This window comes from Hydrogenivirga caldilitoris (assembly GCF_003664005.1).
In the GTDB taxonomy this organism is placed as follows: domain Bacteria; phylum Aquificota; class Aquificia; order Aquificales; family Aquificaceae; genus Hydrogenivirga; species Hydrogenivirga caldilitoris.
In genome coordinates, this window is record NZ_RCCJ01000001.1 from 1,361,053 (window position 1) to 1,375,949 (window position 14,897).

Annotated in this window: 18 protein-coding genes; 13 read left to right on the top strand and 5 right to left on the bottom strand. The window is 47.5% G+C overall.

Annotated elements, in window-relative coordinates; genetic code table 11:
- Positions 1 to 59 precede the first annotated feature (59 nt).
- The 13 genes from thiC (at position 60) to BCF55_RS07470 (ending at position 13,308) form a co-directional block, all read left to right on the top strand.
- Positions 60 to 1,433 (top strand): phosphomethylpyrimidine synthase ThiC, encoded by a 1,374-nt coding sequence (thiC, locus tag BCF55_RS07410; protein WP_121012203.1) that lies wholly within the window; start codon positions 60 to 62, stop codon positions 1,431 to 1,433.
- Complete coding sequence (locus tag BCF55_RS07415; RefSeq protein ID WP_121012206.1) at positions 1,430 to 1,879, top strand: hypothetical protein; 450 nt, start codon at positions 1,430 to 1,432, stop codon at positions 1,877 to 1,879. Before thiC ends, BCF55_RS07415 begins: the two co-directional genes overlap by 4 nt.
- A 109-nt stretch (positions 1,880 to 1,988) precedes the next feature.
- Positions 1,989 to 2,708 carry a carbon monoxide dehydrogenase beta subunit family protein gene (locus BCF55_RS07420; RefSeq protein ID WP_121012209.1) on the top strand — a complete coding sequence of 240 codons (720 nt, stop codon included), beginning with the start codon at positions 1,989 to 1,991 and terminating at the stop codon, positions 2,706 to 2,708.
- A 17-nt stretch (positions 2,709 to 2,725) separates the two neighbouring features.
- Positions 2,726 to 3,892, top strand: a complete 1,167-nt coding sequence (locus BCF55_RS07425; RefSeq protein WP_121012212.1) for a transketolase C-terminal domain-containing protein — start codon at positions 2,726 to 2,728, stop codon at positions 3,890 to 3,892.
- Positions 3,893 to 3,914: 22 nt separating this feature from the next.
- Positions 3,915 to 4,796, top strand: a complete 882-nt coding sequence (locus tag BCF55_RS07430) for a thiamine pyrophosphate-dependent enzyme (RefSeq protein ID WP_121012215.1) — start codon at positions 3,915 to 3,917, stop codon at positions 4,794 to 4,796.
- Complete coding sequence (locus BCF55_RS07435; RefSeq protein ID WP_121012218.1) at positions 4,793 to 5,482, top strand: 2-oxoacid:ferredoxin oxidoreductase subunit gamma family protein; 690 nt, start codon at positions 4,793 to 4,795, stop codon at positions 5,480 to 5,482. The genes BCF55_RS07430 and BCF55_RS07435 overlap by 4 nt, the downstream gene beginning before the upstream one ends.
- An 11-nt stretch (positions 5,483 to 5,493) precedes the next feature.
- Positions 5,494 to 5,718 (top strand): ferredoxin oxidoreductase, encoded by a 225-nt coding sequence (locus BCF55_RS07440; RefSeq protein ID WP_121012221.1) that lies wholly within the window; start codon positions 5,494 to 5,496, stop codon positions 5,716 to 5,718.
- A gap of 92 nt (positions 5,719 to 5,810) precedes the next feature.
- The gene (locus BCF55_RS07445) at positions 5,811 to 6,119 is read left to right on the top strand and encodes a hypothetical protein (protein ID WP_121012224.1); all 309 of its coding nucleotides are present in this window, start codon (positions 5,811 to 5,813) and stop codon (positions 6,117 to 6,119) included.
- Positions 6,119 to 7,030, top strand: coding sequence for a CobW family GTP-binding protein (locus BCF55_RS07450; protein ID WP_121012227.1), 912 nt, complete (start codon positions 6,119 to 6,121; stop codon positions 7,028 to 7,030). Before BCF55_RS07445 ends, BCF55_RS07450 begins: the two co-directional genes overlap by 1 nt.
- 27 nt (positions 7,031 to 7,057) lie before the next feature.
- A complete protein-coding gene (locus BCF55_RS07455) occupies positions 7,058 to 9,334 on the top strand; it encodes a proton-conducting transporter transmembrane domain-containing protein (RefSeq protein WP_121012230.1) in 2,277 nt (758 codons plus the stop codon).
- On the top strand, positions 9,325 to 12,345 hold the full coding sequence (locus tag BCF55_RS07460) for a DUF2309 domain-containing protein (protein WP_121012233.1): 3,021 nt from the start codon (positions 9,325 to 9,327) through the stop codon (positions 12,343 to 12,345). The genes BCF55_RS07455 and BCF55_RS07460 overlap by 10 nt, the downstream gene beginning before the upstream one ends.
- Positions 12,342 to 12,668 (top strand): DUF190 domain-containing protein, encoded by a 327-nt coding sequence (locus BCF55_RS07465; RefSeq protein ID WP_121012236.1) that lies wholly within the window; start codon positions 12,342 to 12,344, stop codon positions 12,666 to 12,668. Before BCF55_RS07460 ends, BCF55_RS07465 begins: the two co-directional genes overlap by 4 nt.
- Positions 12,649 to 13,308, top strand: a complete 660-nt coding sequence (locus tag BCF55_RS07470; RefSeq protein ID WP_121012239.1) for an endonuclease III domain-containing protein — start codon at positions 12,649 to 12,651, stop codon at positions 13,306 to 13,308. The genes BCF55_RS07465 and BCF55_RS07470 overlap by 20 nt, the downstream gene beginning before the upstream one ends.
- On the opposite strand, the gene BCF55_RS07475 is transcribed toward BCF55_RS07470, so the two are convergent.
- Genes BCF55_RS07475 through BCF55_RS07495 form a run of 5 tightly spaced genes read right to left on the bottom strand, consistent with a single transcriptional unit; the run spans position 13,277 to position 14,897 of the window.
- On the bottom strand, positions 13,277 to 13,771 hold the full coding sequence (locus tag BCF55_RS07475; RefSeq protein ID WP_121012242.1) for a 6-pyruvoyl trahydropterin synthase family protein: 495 nt from the start codon (positions 13,769 to 13,771) through the stop codon (positions 13,277 to 13,279). The two genes, BCF55_RS07470 and BCF55_RS07475, sit on opposite strands and share 32 nt — an antisense overlap.
- On the bottom strand, positions 13,768 to 14,007 hold the full coding sequence (locus BCF55_RS07480) for a sulfurtransferase TusB (protein WP_121012245.1): 240 nt from the start codon (positions 14,005 to 14,007) through the stop codon (positions 13,768 to 13,770). Before BCF55_RS07480 ends, BCF55_RS07475 begins: the two co-directional genes overlap by 4 nt.
- The gene (locus BCF55_RS07485) at positions 14,001 to 14,342 is read right to left on the bottom strand and encodes a DsrE family protein (RefSeq protein ID WP_121012248.1); all 342 of its coding nucleotides are present in this window, start codon (positions 14,340 to 14,342) and stop codon (positions 14,001 to 14,003) included. Before BCF55_RS07485 ends, BCF55_RS07480 begins: the two co-directional genes overlap by 7 nt.
- Positions 14,343 to 14,352: 10 nt before the next feature.
- Complete coding sequence (locus BCF55_RS07490) at positions 14,353 to 14,658, bottom strand: DsrE family protein (protein WP_121012251.1); 306 nt, start codon at positions 14,656 to 14,658, stop codon at positions 14,353 to 14,355.
- Positions 14,655 to 14,897 carry a sulfurtransferase TusA family protein gene (locus BCF55_RS07495; protein ID WP_121013177.1) on the bottom strand — a complete coding sequence of 81 codons (243 nt, stop codon included), beginning with the start codon at positions 14,895 to 14,897 and terminating at the stop codon, positions 14,655 to 14,657. The genes BCF55_RS07490 and BCF55_RS07495 overlap by 4 nt, the downstream gene beginning before the upstream one ends.

Sequence of the window (14,897 nt, forward strand, 5' to 3'; positions counted from 1 at the left end):
TTGTTATTTGCAGGAAAGATTTTTATTTTTTTAAAAGTTCAAACCATAGGAGGAAGGATATGCTTAGAGCTGAATGGGTTGAAAAGAGGAGCAAATTTAAGAATAAAAGCCAGATGCACTTAGCCCGTCAGGGGATAATCACCGAAGAAATGGAGTATGTGGCAAAGAGAGAGGGACTGCATCCAGAGTTTGTACGACAGGAGGTTGCAGCTGGCAGGATGATAATACCGGCGAACGTAAACCACCTTCACCTGGAGCCTATGTGTATAGGTATGAACTCAAAGGTAAAGGTGAACGCCAACATAGGAAACTCCGGGCTTGCATCGGATATACCCACGGAAATTGAAAAGGCGAGAGTTGCTATAAAGTACGGGGCAGACACCATAATGGACCTCTCTACAGGAGACGCTATACCTGAAACCAGACAGGCGATAATAGAGGCAAGTACGGTTCCCGTAGGGACTGTCCCTATATACGAAGCCTGGAAGCTGGCTAAAGGGGATATAAAACAGTTGACCATAGACTTGATACTTGACGTGATAGAGGAGCAGGCAAGACAGGGCGTCTCTTACATGACCATACATGCAGGCATACTGAGGGAGCATCTTCCCTTCGTTCAACACAGAGTGATGGGTATAGTGTCAAGGGGCGGAGCTATTTTAGCTCAGTGGATGACCGAGCATAACAAACAAAACCCCCTCTACGAACATTTTGATAAGATATGCGAGATATTTAAAAAGTATGATGTTTCCTTCTCTCTTGGAGACGCTCTCAGACCCGGTTGCATAGAGGATGCCACTGACGATGCTCAACTTGCAGAGTTGAAGGTCCTTGGGGAGCTCACCGAAAGAGCCTGGAAACACGATGTACAGGTCATGGTGGAGGGACCGGGACACGTTCCACTTCACGAGGTTGAGTTCAACATGAAGATTCAGCAGCTCTGGTGCAAAGAGGCTCCCTTCTATATACTAGGACCGCTGGTTCTTGATGTTGCTCCAGGATACGACCACATAGGTAGCTCTATAGGGGCAGCCGTTGCAGGTTCCGTTGGTGCTTCCATGCTATGTTATATAACTCCGAAGGAGCATCTCGGACTCCCCAATATAGAGGATGTGAAACAGGGTGTAATAGCATACAAGATAGCTGCCCACGCTGCGGACATAGCCAAGCATTGGCCTGGTGCAAGGGATTGGGACCTTGAGATGTCAAAGGCAAGGTACGCCTTTGATTGGAACAGGCAGTTTGAACTTGCCATGGACCCGGAAACTGCAAGAGCTTACCACGATGAGACCCTCCCACAGGACGGTTACAAAACCGCAAAGTTCTGTTCAATGTGCGGTCCTGAGTTCTGTTCCTATAAGATATCCCAGAAGGTCCAGGAAAAGGTTGAACCTGCCGAACTGCTCGCCAAGGATAACTGGGTAGCGCCATGAGGTCCTGGACTTACTTTATACAGCTTGTAGGAAGAAACGATAAGGGAGAAGAGATGCAAGAGGGGGCACTGTACATAGTCGCGGTGCCCCTGGACAAAAACCTATTTCAGGCGCAGAAACTCAGCTGTTTCTCAGAGCATTATCTTCCAGAAGAGAGCGCAATAAATCACGGAAAGGCTTTCGCGGTGGGGGTAGAGTTTGAGGTCAAAGACCCGGATAGCTACGGGCTTAGCTTTTACAGGGAAGATGACGAACTGTACATATTCAAGGAAGGTATAAGCATGAAGGAAGGGCTAAAGAGGGTTTACCGCCTACTCATGGATAGACTCAAAGAGCAAGGTTACGGGGTTGATTACGATACCATAGTGGACATGGGTAATCCCTCAGAGGAGCTGATGAGAGAGTGCCTCCTTGAAGCCATAAAAGGATTTGAACCCAGTAAATAAAACGTCGTTTTAGTCTGTTGACCTATCTCATACTTTATGCCTTGACAATATAAGAAATTCCTAATAAATTGTAGGCTACTTACACAGGAAGTGAGCGGAGGTCAAAGTAATGGATAAAGAGAAACTTGTCACACCAGGACCATCGGGGTATATACCCGAACCAGCAGCTTTTATGGGCGTTGAATTGCCACCACCTGGCAAGGCTCTCCTTTACGGTGAAATAGTTGATGAAGAAACAGCTATGAGAGAAGCGGCTAAAGCCATGCTTACCAGGAAGAATCCGACCATATTCCCAGGACCACTGGTCTTGTGGGGATGGAACGCTGGAGCCATGGAGAAGGCGAAAGCCGTTCTTGAACTCGCGATGGAGATACCGAACTGCAGAATAATTCCCATGCCCGACTACAGACCCAAGTATCCCAAGATAGACCCGGAGGCTGAGATAAACCCAAACCACCCAAACCTCACCATACTTCACAACAAGATAGAAGCCTGCATATTCGTTGGAGTTCACTGCCACTATGCAAACCTTTCCCTAAGAATGATAAGGGCAGGCACAAACTGCTTTACGATAGCCCTATGTGCCGAAATGGGACACGAAGACGCCATGGTATCCCTCAGGGATGTTCACGCTGAAGAAATAAGGAGATTCAAGGACGTTCTCATCCAGGTAAGGAACGAGCTCGGAATAAAATGGGAGCCCAAACCACCACCAGAGAACCCATCTCTTCCAAAAGAGGAGTGGACAAAGGTATCCGCGCTGGACTTCGGTGAGTATGCAGCCTTGCTAATGCCCAGAAGGGGCGAAGTAATTGAGGAATCTGAGTAAATTTTAGGAGGTGTATTATGCCTGAGCAAAAAGTTGTTGAACCTGAGGAGCTTCTTTTAAAGGCTCCCAGAGAGAAAAAGTTTATAACCGGTTCACAGGCTTTTGCAGAAGCTGTAAAGAGAGCTAACGTTGATATAGCCATAGCCTACCCGATAACCCCCCAGTCGGAGACCATGCACCTGGTTGGAGATTTATACGCCCAGGGTTACGTTAAAGACTACTACAGGGCTGAGGAAGAGTACGGAACCATGTCAGCCATCGCCGGTGCCGTCAGAGGCGGAGCAAGAGCTTTTTCTGCAACCTCCGGACCGGGACTCCTGAGAGGTCTTGAAGCTATAGTCTCATGGCCAGGACACAGGATACCTGTAGTTCTAGGTGTTATGACGAGGGTTGTTAATGCACCCTTGTCCATACAGCCCGACAACGTGGAAATAGCCTACCTCCTACACTCTGGACTCGTCGTTCTTCATGCGGAGAACCAGCAGGACGTATTTGACTTCACCCTGGCTGGCTTCCCCATATCGGAAAAGGTTGACGTATATCTTCCAGTGGTAGTGGCAACCGAAGGTTTCTTCGTGACTCATGCTAAAGGGTACGTTGAGTTGCCCCCTGAGGACATGAAGCTTCCGCCGAGAGACCCTTACAAGGCTCCTGTTCCTCCAACGGACTGCGAGATACCCCCTGCAAGGATTCAGAGGGATGCTCCCGTCCAGAAGTCAAACTTCATGAGCTATCTGATCCATGCGGTATGGCAGCAGGAGGTCTGGTCAGCTAACAGAAGAGCTATGAAATGGATTTACCACTATCTCGGTGGACCGATAGAGGTTGTCAATCCGGATGCTGAGGTGTTCATAGTCGCCTCCGGATGTGCGGCAGCACAGGGAAGGGAAGCTCAAAGATACGCTGAGCTTGAAGGTTTACCTGTGGGTTTAATAAAAGTTAAAGCTCTCAGGCCTTTCCCTGAGAAGGAGATAAGGGAGGCGCTGAAAAACGCAAAAGCCGTTATAGTTCCCGAGCACAACATAGTTGGATGGCTCGCCAAAGAGGTAAAGGCAGCCATACCTAACGGAGGCATAGTTGTGGACGGACCGAGGGTTTACGGCGGAATGACTCTCCCCGTTGAGCTGATCATGGATGAGGTTTACAAAGCCCTCGGCATTAAGAAGGAAAAAACCTTAGCTTAAATTAAATGATAGGAGGTGCATCATGGGACTTGAGTACGTAAAGATATCACCAGGATTTGAGAAATACATGCCCAGGGACTACGTTGACCTGGTCCAGTTCGGGCAGTTTGGGAAGCAGATAGACGTTATGCAGATGGGGCAGTTCAAAGAGCTCGTAGAAGAGCACCCCATGTGTGCAGGATGCTACATGGCTTACTTCATAAGGGTGTTTTACGCAGCCCTGCCAAACCCTGAAGACACAATAGTCTTGGGAACGGCTGGATGTGCAAGATTAGCCCTTTCACAGGCTGCAGTTCCTTTCATATATGGAAACTACGGAGATACGAACGCTGTCGCTTCTGGTCTGAAAAGGGCACTCTCCATAAGGTTCCCCGATAAGGTAAAGGACGTTGTAGTGATGGCAGGTGACGGTGGTCTGATGGACATAGGCTTCGGTATGACCATGCACTCCTGGTTCAGAAGGGAGAAGTTCACCACCATTATGGTGGACAACGAAGTGTACGGAAACACCGGAGGACAAGAGAGCGGAATGTCCCCCAAGGGGATACAGCTCAAGATGGCACCCACCGGGAAGAAGTTTGACAAGATAAACGCTGTTGAACTCGCTCAGGTTGCTGGGTGTGTTTACGTTGCAAAGATATCACCAACCAACCCCAAGAGGATAGCAAAGACGATAAAGAGAGCCATACTCGCTGCAAGGGAGTTTGGTCCTACCTTCATTCACGCCTACACTTCCTGTAACATTGAATACTCAATACCCACCAGAGAAGTTCTTGCAGATGCAAGGAACAGAGAAAAGCAGGACTTCAAGTTCTACGAATGGATGACCGACGAGGTTAAGGAGTACCTTGAAGAGATAGAGAGGAAGGAGAAGGAAAAGGCAAAGGAGGAGGTAGGTCAATGAAAAGGTATAACATAAGGATAGCAGGTGTCGGTGGGCAGGGGGTCGTTACCTCCGCCCACATCCTTGGTAACGCTATGTCTGCGGCAGGTAAGTACGCATCGTTAGTTCCCTTCTTCGGTTCTGAAAAGAGGATGGCTCCCGTTGAGGCATACGTGAGAGCTTCAGACCAGCCGATATATGAGGTCGGTGAGGTTGTTTATCCAAACGTAATAATGATTTACCACCCTCAGGTCATCACCCACGGTAAGTCTTACACCATGCCCTTTTACACGGGGCTGAAGCCCAACGGTATGGTGATAATCAATACAGATGTAGATATAATTCCCGAGGAGGACAAGCAGGTTCTTGAAGAACTGAATGCGAAGATATTCATGATACCTGCAACCCAGATAGCCAGAGATATAGCCGGAACAGAGCTGGCTACCAATATGGCTATGATTGGACTCTTCTTTGGAATAACCAAACTCGTCAGCTTAGAGCATATAGAGAAGGCTCTCGTGGAAAGGTTCCTTGGGGGAACCTTTGTGGCCTCAGGTGGAACAACAGCCCTTGATAGCGCCATAGAGAAGAAGTTTAAGAAGAAGCAGGAGCTTCTATCAAAGAATATGGACGTTATAAAGTACACGATAAAGTTGGCAGAGGAAAACAAGTGGGTGGAGGAGGAAGAGGAGAAAGTAGCTACCTGAGGAGGTTATGAATGTATTTTGTGGCTGAAGTAAATGAAAAGGAGTGCGCAAAGTACAACTGTAAACAGTGCGTCCTGTTCTGCCCTGAGCCTAACTGCCTGAACTACAAGGAAAGCGACCATACCGCTTGGGTCTGGTCTGACAGGTGCAAAGGTTGTGAGATATGTGTCTACGTGTGCTCTGACCTGCTTAAAAGGCACTGTATTGAAATGGTTATGGTAAAAACAGGAGACTGACCTAAACCCGCCGTACGGCGGGTTTCTTATCCCTTTACAAAAACAGTGGTCGTAGTCTAACATATTAGCCAAAAGCTAACCGGAGGTATAGTATGGACAGAGAAGTGAAGGAAAAGTTTGAAAGGCTTGCTCAGGAGCTTAAAGACCTAATGGCAAATCCAGACATTGACATTGAGGTCTGCTTCAAGGACATTGAAATGGGTGATAGCTGTGACATTGACAAAAAAATACCCTACGTGAAGGTCAAGTATATTACCGAAGAACACGACGTTCATGAGAAGGACATTGAAATAGCTGAGGATAACTGGAGTAAGAGCGTTGAAGAGCTTAAGGAGTACGTGACCTTCATGATAGAGCAGTTTATGGAGGAGATAGACAGCGTTGAATACGGCGGTGAGTGATGACCCCCGCCTACGTTATAACCGGCTTTCTTGGGAGTGGGAAGACAACCCTTCTCCTAAACTCGGCAAAGGAGTATTTCAGAGATAAGAAGGTAGCGGTCATAGTGAACGAGTTCGGCGAGGTGGGGGTAGATGGAAAGGTTCTTCAGAACGCCTATTCCAAGGTTATGGAGCTTCCGGAGGGTTGTATCTGTTGCACCTTGCACGCAGAATTTGAAAAGGGGCTTGCACAGATAAGAGCCGATTACAACCCAGAAGTCCTCTTTGTGGAAACCTCTGGAGCCTCAGAACCTTTTCCTGTAATGATGAGCCTTCAGAACTTAGGCTGTTCAATAGAAGCAGTTATCTGCGTGGTGGACTCTAAAAACTTCCATAAGTACAGAGAAAACCCCACAGCCCTGCACCAGATAGGAAGCTCCAACGTCATAGTTCTAAACAAAGCAGACCTGGTGGACGAGGAAGAGTTAAAAAACCTTGAAGGTGAAATAAGAGACCTGTGGGAAAGATACAAGCTAAAAAACCTCTTTACAGGAGAGGAAATTTTCAAGAGGGTTGCTGTTTACAGAGCTGTTTACGGAAAGGTTCCTCCAGAGGTATTCAGCGGTTCTTATACTATGAAGGAACTCATTGATATTCCCTCTCATGCCCATGAGCTCAAACTCTCTCAGGAGGTCCTCCTGCTTGAGGAACCTGTGAATTATGAAGAGCTGGAGAAGTTTATAAACTCCCTCCCTGAAACCATAGTCAGGGCAAAGGGTATAGTGAGGCTTGAACATAGTCCAAACCCTGTTCTTGTGAACTATTCCTTCGGACTCTTTGAGATAGGTACAGAGGTGCCAGACTTCAGGGGGCGCTCCTTTTTAATTCTAATAGGTGAACCTGGTCATAAAAAGGTAGAGTTGAATCTGTAAAATATTGCGAGACAAGAAGGCTGAATCATGGAAAGGTTGGTTCTTGTAACGGTTCTGCTGCCTTTAGTATCTGCCCTTGTAGTTCTGCTCGTAAAAAGCGAGCGGCTCTTTCCTAAGATAAGTACGAACCTTACACTGCTCAACTTTCTCTTGAGCCTTACACTTCTTATCTTTGGAAGGGGAGAGAGTCTTAAAGCAGGTTCTTTAGAACTGTACACTGACAACCTCGGGCTTCTACTTTCAACTTACATACTCCTTGTTAGTCTTGTGGTTCACAAGTTCTCAGAGAAGTATATGGCTGATGAAGAGGGTTACAGAAGATTCTACTTCCTCTTAGACCTTATGACCGGCTCTCTCGTGCTTCTGGTTCTATCTGCCAACCTTCTGGTCTTTGCACTTTGCTGGCATCTTATGGGTTTTATACTTTACTACCTCCTGAGTCAGAACTTAAAACGCAAAGAAGCGGTCAGATATGCAAACCTTACCTTCTTTACCCACAGGCTTGCCGACGTACCACTTCTGTTTGCTCTCTTCCTACTTTACAGAGAGTTTGGAACCTTCAGCATGACTGAGATATTTGGAAAAGCTCTTGAAAACGGCTCGGAGGTGCTTCCCTTAGTCACCTTGCTCCTTACCTTGAGCGGAATGCTCAAGTCAGCCCAATTCCTGTTCCACCACTGGATAGTTTATACAATGGAAGGACCCACACCGGTCTCAGCACTGATGCATGCGGGCATAGTGAATGCAGGAGCCTTTCTTGTGAACAGGTTCGCACCCCTGTATACCCATGACAAGCTTGGTCTTCAGCTTGCATTCATAGCAGGTTCAATAACCGCAATAGTGGGTTCAGTTCTCATGCTCCTCCAGAGCGATATAAAGAAATCCCTTGGCTACTCAACGGTAGGTCAGATGGGTTACATGGTTATGGAGCTGGGGGTGGGAGCTTTTGCCCTGGCAGTCTATCATATGATGGCTCACGGTATATTCAAGGCTACCCTTTTTCTATACTCAGGAAACGTCATACACACGGCAAGACATGACCCCAACATACCTGAGGATGAGGTATATACAGCCTTGAAAAGAAGGACAGAGATAACTCGGGCTATACCATGGGTAGTTTACGGAGTACTTACGATAGCGATACCTCTCTTTCTCGTTTTCTTCTCCCACTACATAATTGAGGAGAGGCTTTTAGAATACAAGACATCCCTTGTTCTTCTATTCTTCGGGTGGGTAACGGCAGCTCAGGTACTGATAAGCGTCTTTAAGCTCGGTAGGGAGAGACCTCTACTTACAGCTTTGATGGCTGTCCTGTCATTGACTGTAGTCCTGATGGGTTACGTTATAGTAGGTCACAGCCTACAGAAGTTCCTCTATCCCCAGGAGAGGTTAGTGGAGAGGATATATGAGGTTGCCTTCGCCTCTTGGGAGATATTCCTCTTTGAGGTCATATTCATGGTTCTAGTAATAGGTGTTGGCTGGTTCTTCATATACAACGCAAGCAGAGAAAGATATCTACCCCTGTATATAAACCTTTACACCCATTTTTCAAGGGAGCTCTACATCCATGATATCTATGACATACTGAAAGCGCTATTTCTAAGGTTTGCTTCCCTTACATCAAGGTTCTCATTCTTACCGGCGGCAGGTGGCTCTGCCCTTTTCTTCCTTGGAACTCCCTCTGAGAGGGATATTATGTTACTGATATTAGCCCTGTTTATACCCCTCTTTCCTCTCAGCCTCCTAACTTCAAGAGTCCTTTACAGGTTTGGTTTGCCCATTTATTTACTATTCCCACTTGCGGGATACGCTCTTATGCAGTTTTACGAACCTCCACAGTTTGCAGAGCTCATAGCCACCTTCACTTTCCTGTTTCATTCTCTCAGAATGTTTACAGTTAGGAACTTCAAGGCGGTTGGAGCGGAGCTCTACTGCTCCCTAATGCCTGTCTTGTATATCTCTGAAAGCATTTACCTCCTCCTGGCAGCGCTTCTGCCATTGGCGGTTAGACTCCTTGGAGTGTTTCTTGAGAGGGAGTTCGGAACTGGAGAGATAACTTATCTGAAGGGTCTTGTAGCTAAGATGCCCCTTTTCTCCTTCCTCCTCTCTCTCTTTATATTACTGTCTTATTCGGTTACCCTCCCTGTTATGACTTCTCTTGATGGGGTAACCCTACTCCTATTTATCGCAGGCTCCTTCTTCCTCAGCCTTGCCCTGCTTACAAATGCGGCTAAGGTTCTCTGGGGTGAACCCGATGGTAGGTTCGTGTATAGGGACCTCCTTGGAGGTGGTAGATGGACTTAGGAAGGAAGCTCTGGATAAGGTCTCTCGTAAACGTTTCAGCCGAGCCCATACCCTACTTTTGGCCTATGAGAACTTTCGTTCACCATAACCCCTTGCATGAGCTTGAAGAGCTCTCTTTCTGGGAGGCGGTAAGAGAAGGGGAGAGGATATTCGGAGGAAGGGGTTTTCTGAGCAGGGAGGGGTATCAATACCTTATGGAGAGGGGGAGGATAAGGGAGGAGTACCTCAGAAACAGGGTGGTAGAGTTCCTTGAAGAGGAAAACCTCCATATATCCGGGCTGGATACAGCAGAGTTGGTGGTAAGGTTAATAACGGATAGAAGAAATTTAAATCCGAGGGTAAACAGAATCAGGAAGGATATACCGGAGGACTTGGTTGAGTTCGTCTTAGGGGAGTTCAGGGAAGACCCGGCAGAGGAGATGGAGACGTTGTTCACGTCCGTTGGAAAAGAACGTACCCTTTATGAAGCGATAGATGAGCTGACTGGTTCTGACCTATCCTCCGTAATAGATGACCTTGTGGCGAGGAGCATGATAGGGTTCCTGGACGAGGGTCAGGCGGCTGTTGCTATGCCCAGGAGGGAACTTGGACTTTTCAGGGCATGGAAGGAGCTTGCAAAACACAACGTAAGGTTTCTCTTGAGAGCCGGCTTTGGGTTCTGGAAGCTGGTTCAGAAGTTTGAGGAACCTGAAGAGGCTATAGAATATGTACTCCAGGACCTCAACATACCCGAATACCTGTGGAGTGATTACATAACGAGGGAACTTTCCCGTCTTAAGGGGATAGTTGGGTTCTTGAGGTGGAGACAACACAACAGGGACTACTTCTGGCAGAAAAAGTATCCCGCAGACGTTGTAGATTATGCTGCTGTAAGACTCATTATAGTCAGGGCGGTTCTGAGCTTCAGAGCGAGAAGCATACCCTTCGGAGCCGATTATAGGTGCCTGGAAAAGCTCCTCAGGGAGGATAGGAAGAGAGCTTACCTTATGAGAGAGTACTTTAGCGGAAGGGCGGTTCCCCGCTACGCCGAAAAACTCCCCGAATACTTTAAAAATCCAGAGAGTATAATTGAGGAATATTTGAGAGAGAAAGCCCTCTGGAATGCTAAGGTTTTCCTGTCTTTCCTGTACGAGTGGCTCTCCCTCTCAGGTATAGGGCTTGAGGACATAGGTCATTCCGAAGTTCTGGGGCTCGTGAAACTCCACAGAAGGCTTCAAGAGAAGGAAGGTGTTATATGGCTCAAGGCTATGGAGGATACACTCCTTGAGTCCCTGGTATCCGGTATGAAACCTGTACGTAGAGAAGAGGATAAAGTTGCCCAAGCTCTATTCTGTATAGACGTTAGGTCGGAGAGGTTCAGGAGAAACCTTGAAGCCCTGGGAGGGTATGAAACACACGGTATAGCCGGCTTTTTCGGAGTTCCCATGGCTTTCGTTGAGTTAGAGAAGGGGCACGAGGAGTTTCTTTGCCCTGTAATCCTGAGACCGGGGAACGTTGTCCTTGAGCTTCCCGTCAGGAGGGAGAGCTCCACCTCACCAAAGGGAGCTGTAGAGGAGATATTCCATGACCTGAAGGAGAACGTCCTTACTCCATTCGTTACAGTTGAAGCCATAGGTTTTCTCTTCGGTTTTGACTTTATAGGTAAGACTTTCCTGCCCACAGTCTATTCACGGGCGAGGGAGAAGGTTCTGGAGCGGAAACCTCCCACCCGTTTGCTTCTGGAGAAGCTTGGTGATGAGGAGATAGAGCATGTTGTGAAGTCTGTTCTTGGAGCTATCGTTAGAGTAGCCCTTGACAGGGAGTTAGGAATAAAAGCTGACGTGAGGACAACCGAAGAGGTTTTGGAAACCATCCTTGAGGGTAAGGAGCTCTGTGAAAGCCTTCCTGTGAGTGAAGAGAGGCAGAGGGAGTTCTTCAAGAAGCTCAGAACAGATTACAGGGTGGACAGAGGGTCTGCAAGCCTCATAAGGGAGAAACTCAAGCACGTAGGTTTCTCTCTGGAGGAGCAGGCTGCTCTGATAGCTGTTGCTCTGAAGTCAATAGGTCTGGTTAAAGACTTTGCTCCTATAGTCCTGGTTCTGGGACACGGCAGCAGGTCTGAAAACAACCCTTACGAATCCGCCCTGGACTGCGGAGCCTGCGGTGGGGCTTCGGGAACCCATAACGCCCGGGCTTTCTGTGTAATGGCGAACAATCCAAAGGTAAGAACCATACTCAGGGAGAGGTTTGGCATAGATATACCAGAGAGCACCTACTTCGTTCCAGGGTTGCACAACACCACAACGGATGAGATTAAACTCTATGACCTTGAACTTCTACCTCCCAAGCTTTTACCCCTCTTGGAGAGGATAGAGGAGGACCTCAGGAGAGCCGGGGAGACCACAGCCCTGGAGAGAGCCAAGGAACTCGGTGTGGGGCAGGTCTATAGAAAGGTGGTGGAGAACGCCTATGACTGGTCCCAGGTCCGCCCCGAGTGGGGACTCTCGGGCAACTACGCCTTTATAATCGGAAGGAGGGAGCTTACCGCCGGTATGAATCTGGGTGGAAAGGTGTTCCTCCACTCCTACGATTACAAGGTGGACCCAAAAGGTTTCCTCCTGGAGAACATACTTTCGGGACCTCTGGTGGTAGGACAGTGGATAAACATGGAGCACTACTTTTCCACGACGGACAACGAAGTCTACGGGAGCGGTAGTAAAGTCTATCATAACGTTGCAGGAAGGATAGGAGTGATGACCGGAAATCTGAGCGACCTCAGGACGGGACTCCCGGCTCAGACAGTCTTGAAAAAGGGAAAACCCTTCCACACCCCCGTGAGGTTGATAGCTCTGATTGAAGCACCCTTGGAGTTTGTGAAGAAGGTGGTGGGCAGAGTCCACAAGATAAGGGAACTGGTCCATAAAGAATGGATAAACATGGTAGTTCTTGACCCGGAGAGGAATACCTTTTACAGGTTTATGGATGGAGATTGGGTTGAGATAAAGAGCATATCCGAGGAGGTAAAAACATGAAAGACCTGAAGCTCTATTCTATGAAGAAGGTTGAGATAATAGTCCGGGGAGAGGATATAGATTTTGTTATTGACATCCTGGAAAGAGCTGGAATAAGCGGTTACACCATATTTCACAACCTTTCAGGTAAAGGCAGCCATGGTTTTCATGAAGGACACCTCCTCTTTAACGAAGAGGATACACTGGTTATGGTGGTTTCGGTCATGCCCGAGGAGAAAGCCCTCTCTATTCTGGAAGGGCTAACGCCCTTTCTTAACAAGCACTCTGGGGTAGTATTTATTTCCGACACAATGGTGAGCAGGCTTGAAAAGTTCAAGAGATAGTTTACTTCAGGTCTTTAAACTCCTTCTGGTCTCTTATGGAAAACAGAATTGGTGGCCTGTAGACAGAGAGTATCACAGGAAGGAAGGAAGTGACCCCAGAGAGGAGATAGTTATCGGTGCCATACTAACCCAGAACACCTCCTGGAGGAACGTTGAAAAAGCCCTTCAGAACTTGAAAAGGGTAAAGGCTCTCTCCTTCAAAAGGATTATAGATATCACTCCTGAAGCTCTCCAGGAGCTCATAAGACCAGCGGGTTACTACAGACAGAAAGCCGTATATTTAAAAGAGGTGGCTTTTAGGCTTTACCCGGTGTCAAAGGTTGAAAAAGTAAGCAGGGAGGAACTCCTTGAGATAAAGGGTATAGGAAGGGAAACCGCAGACACGATTCTCTTGTATGCAGGAAATAGACCTTACTTCGTTATAGACGCCTACACTAAGAGGATAGTTAAAAGGGTATTCGGGATAGAGGACAATTACGAGGGGCTTAGGAAATTCTTTGAGGAAAATTTGCCTGAGGACATAGAACTTTACAAGGAGTTCCATGCTCTTTTAGATGAGCACGCCAAGAGGTTCTGCAAAAAGATTCCCCAATGCGAAGGCTGCATTCTCACTCAGCTCTGTACTCAGCCTTTGAGGTAGAGGTCTCCCAGAGAACAACCTTAACTACCTGAACCTCGCCCAAAAGCCCTGCATCCTTAAGCCTTTCAGTGAGGAAGTCATAGAAGAACTTTGCGAGGGCTTCTGCTGTTGGGCAAAAATCCACAGGAAAGACCTTCATTGCCCCGTACTTAGTAGCCACTTCCTCCAGCTCAGGATATATAGGGTCGTTCCTGTCCACTATGAAACTGTGGTCTATCCTATCTATAAGCTCTTTAAGGGCGTTCTTTATGTGGTAGAAGTCCATAACCATGTCCTGCTCGCTGAGGGTATCAGAACCAACGGTAACCTCCAGAAGGTAACTGTGACCGTGCAGATTTACACACTTGTTCTGGGGAACTTCCACGTTTCTTGTAAACTCTGCACCCCTACCGTAGGTGAGATTTTGCTTCCATACCCTGTGCCCCGCTTCAAACCTGAAGGTTTTTGATATCTCCCATCTCACCAGACTATAACCCTCCTTGAAGCCTCAATGAGCTCAACTATCTCCTCATACCCCTTCATAAATTCTTCGGGAACTTTCAAGCCTCTGGCTAGCGCATCCTCTTTACAAACGTACCATCCCTTTCGGGTAGGCCACCTGAGAACACCATCCTGTATAAGGATAACCACATCGTTGTCGGAGAGAAGCTCTGAGGAGAAGTCTCCCAGCTTTCTGACAAGCCAGAGGGTGTTCACCATACGTAAACCACCTCCGCAGAGTTTATCAGCTCACTTATCTCCTCGGCAGACTTAACCTTGACCTGGCACACGAAATCTGCCTCCTTTAAGCCTCTCTCCTGGATAGATGCATCCTCAACCACCAGCTCTATGTTGACATGCTCAAGCACGTCATAAAACTTTTCAAAGGTTTCAACACCAAGCTCCTCCGGAGACCATCTGGTAAGGGTATAAACGCCATCCCTTATAAGGACAAAGGTAAGCTCATGGTTCATGCCGACAGCAATAGCTATTCTAAACGCCTCGTGAGCCTTCCAGGAAAAGGGGTCTCCCTTAAGTATGAATACGACTTTCATATCATCACCTTCAGTTGAAAACTATCACTTTATCAAACTCACCCATCATGCGGGAGAGGTTATAGGTGGAGCTGCTCTGTGCCCATCCCGGAAGCTTGTCCACCCCTCTCTGGTGGGCAGAGTGGGCACAGAAGTATACCTTCACACCCAGCTCCGAGAGCTGAGAAGCATCTGGTCTTATAAGGTAGTAAGAACCGTTACCAGAAAGAAAAATAGAAACGTCGTGTCCCTTATCCCTTAGCTTCTTAGCTATGTTCAGGATAGTGTTATAGTCTTTTGCGAAGGGTACACTTGTTATAACTATAAGAACCCTCATCTCTTCTTTCTTACTATTATCTCCCAGAGGTTTTCCCCTATCTTGTTAACCGCTATGACATCTTGCCCTTCCTCTCTCATACTCTTGGGAACGTTCTCCGCTGAGGGCTCGTAATCTATAAGAACCCTGAGAACTTCCCCTTCGTCCATCTGCTCAAGGACAAGCTTGCTCTTCACAAAGGTGAAGGGACAAACCTCACCTCTAATATCAAGCTCTTTATCAACCTTTACTTCCTGCAT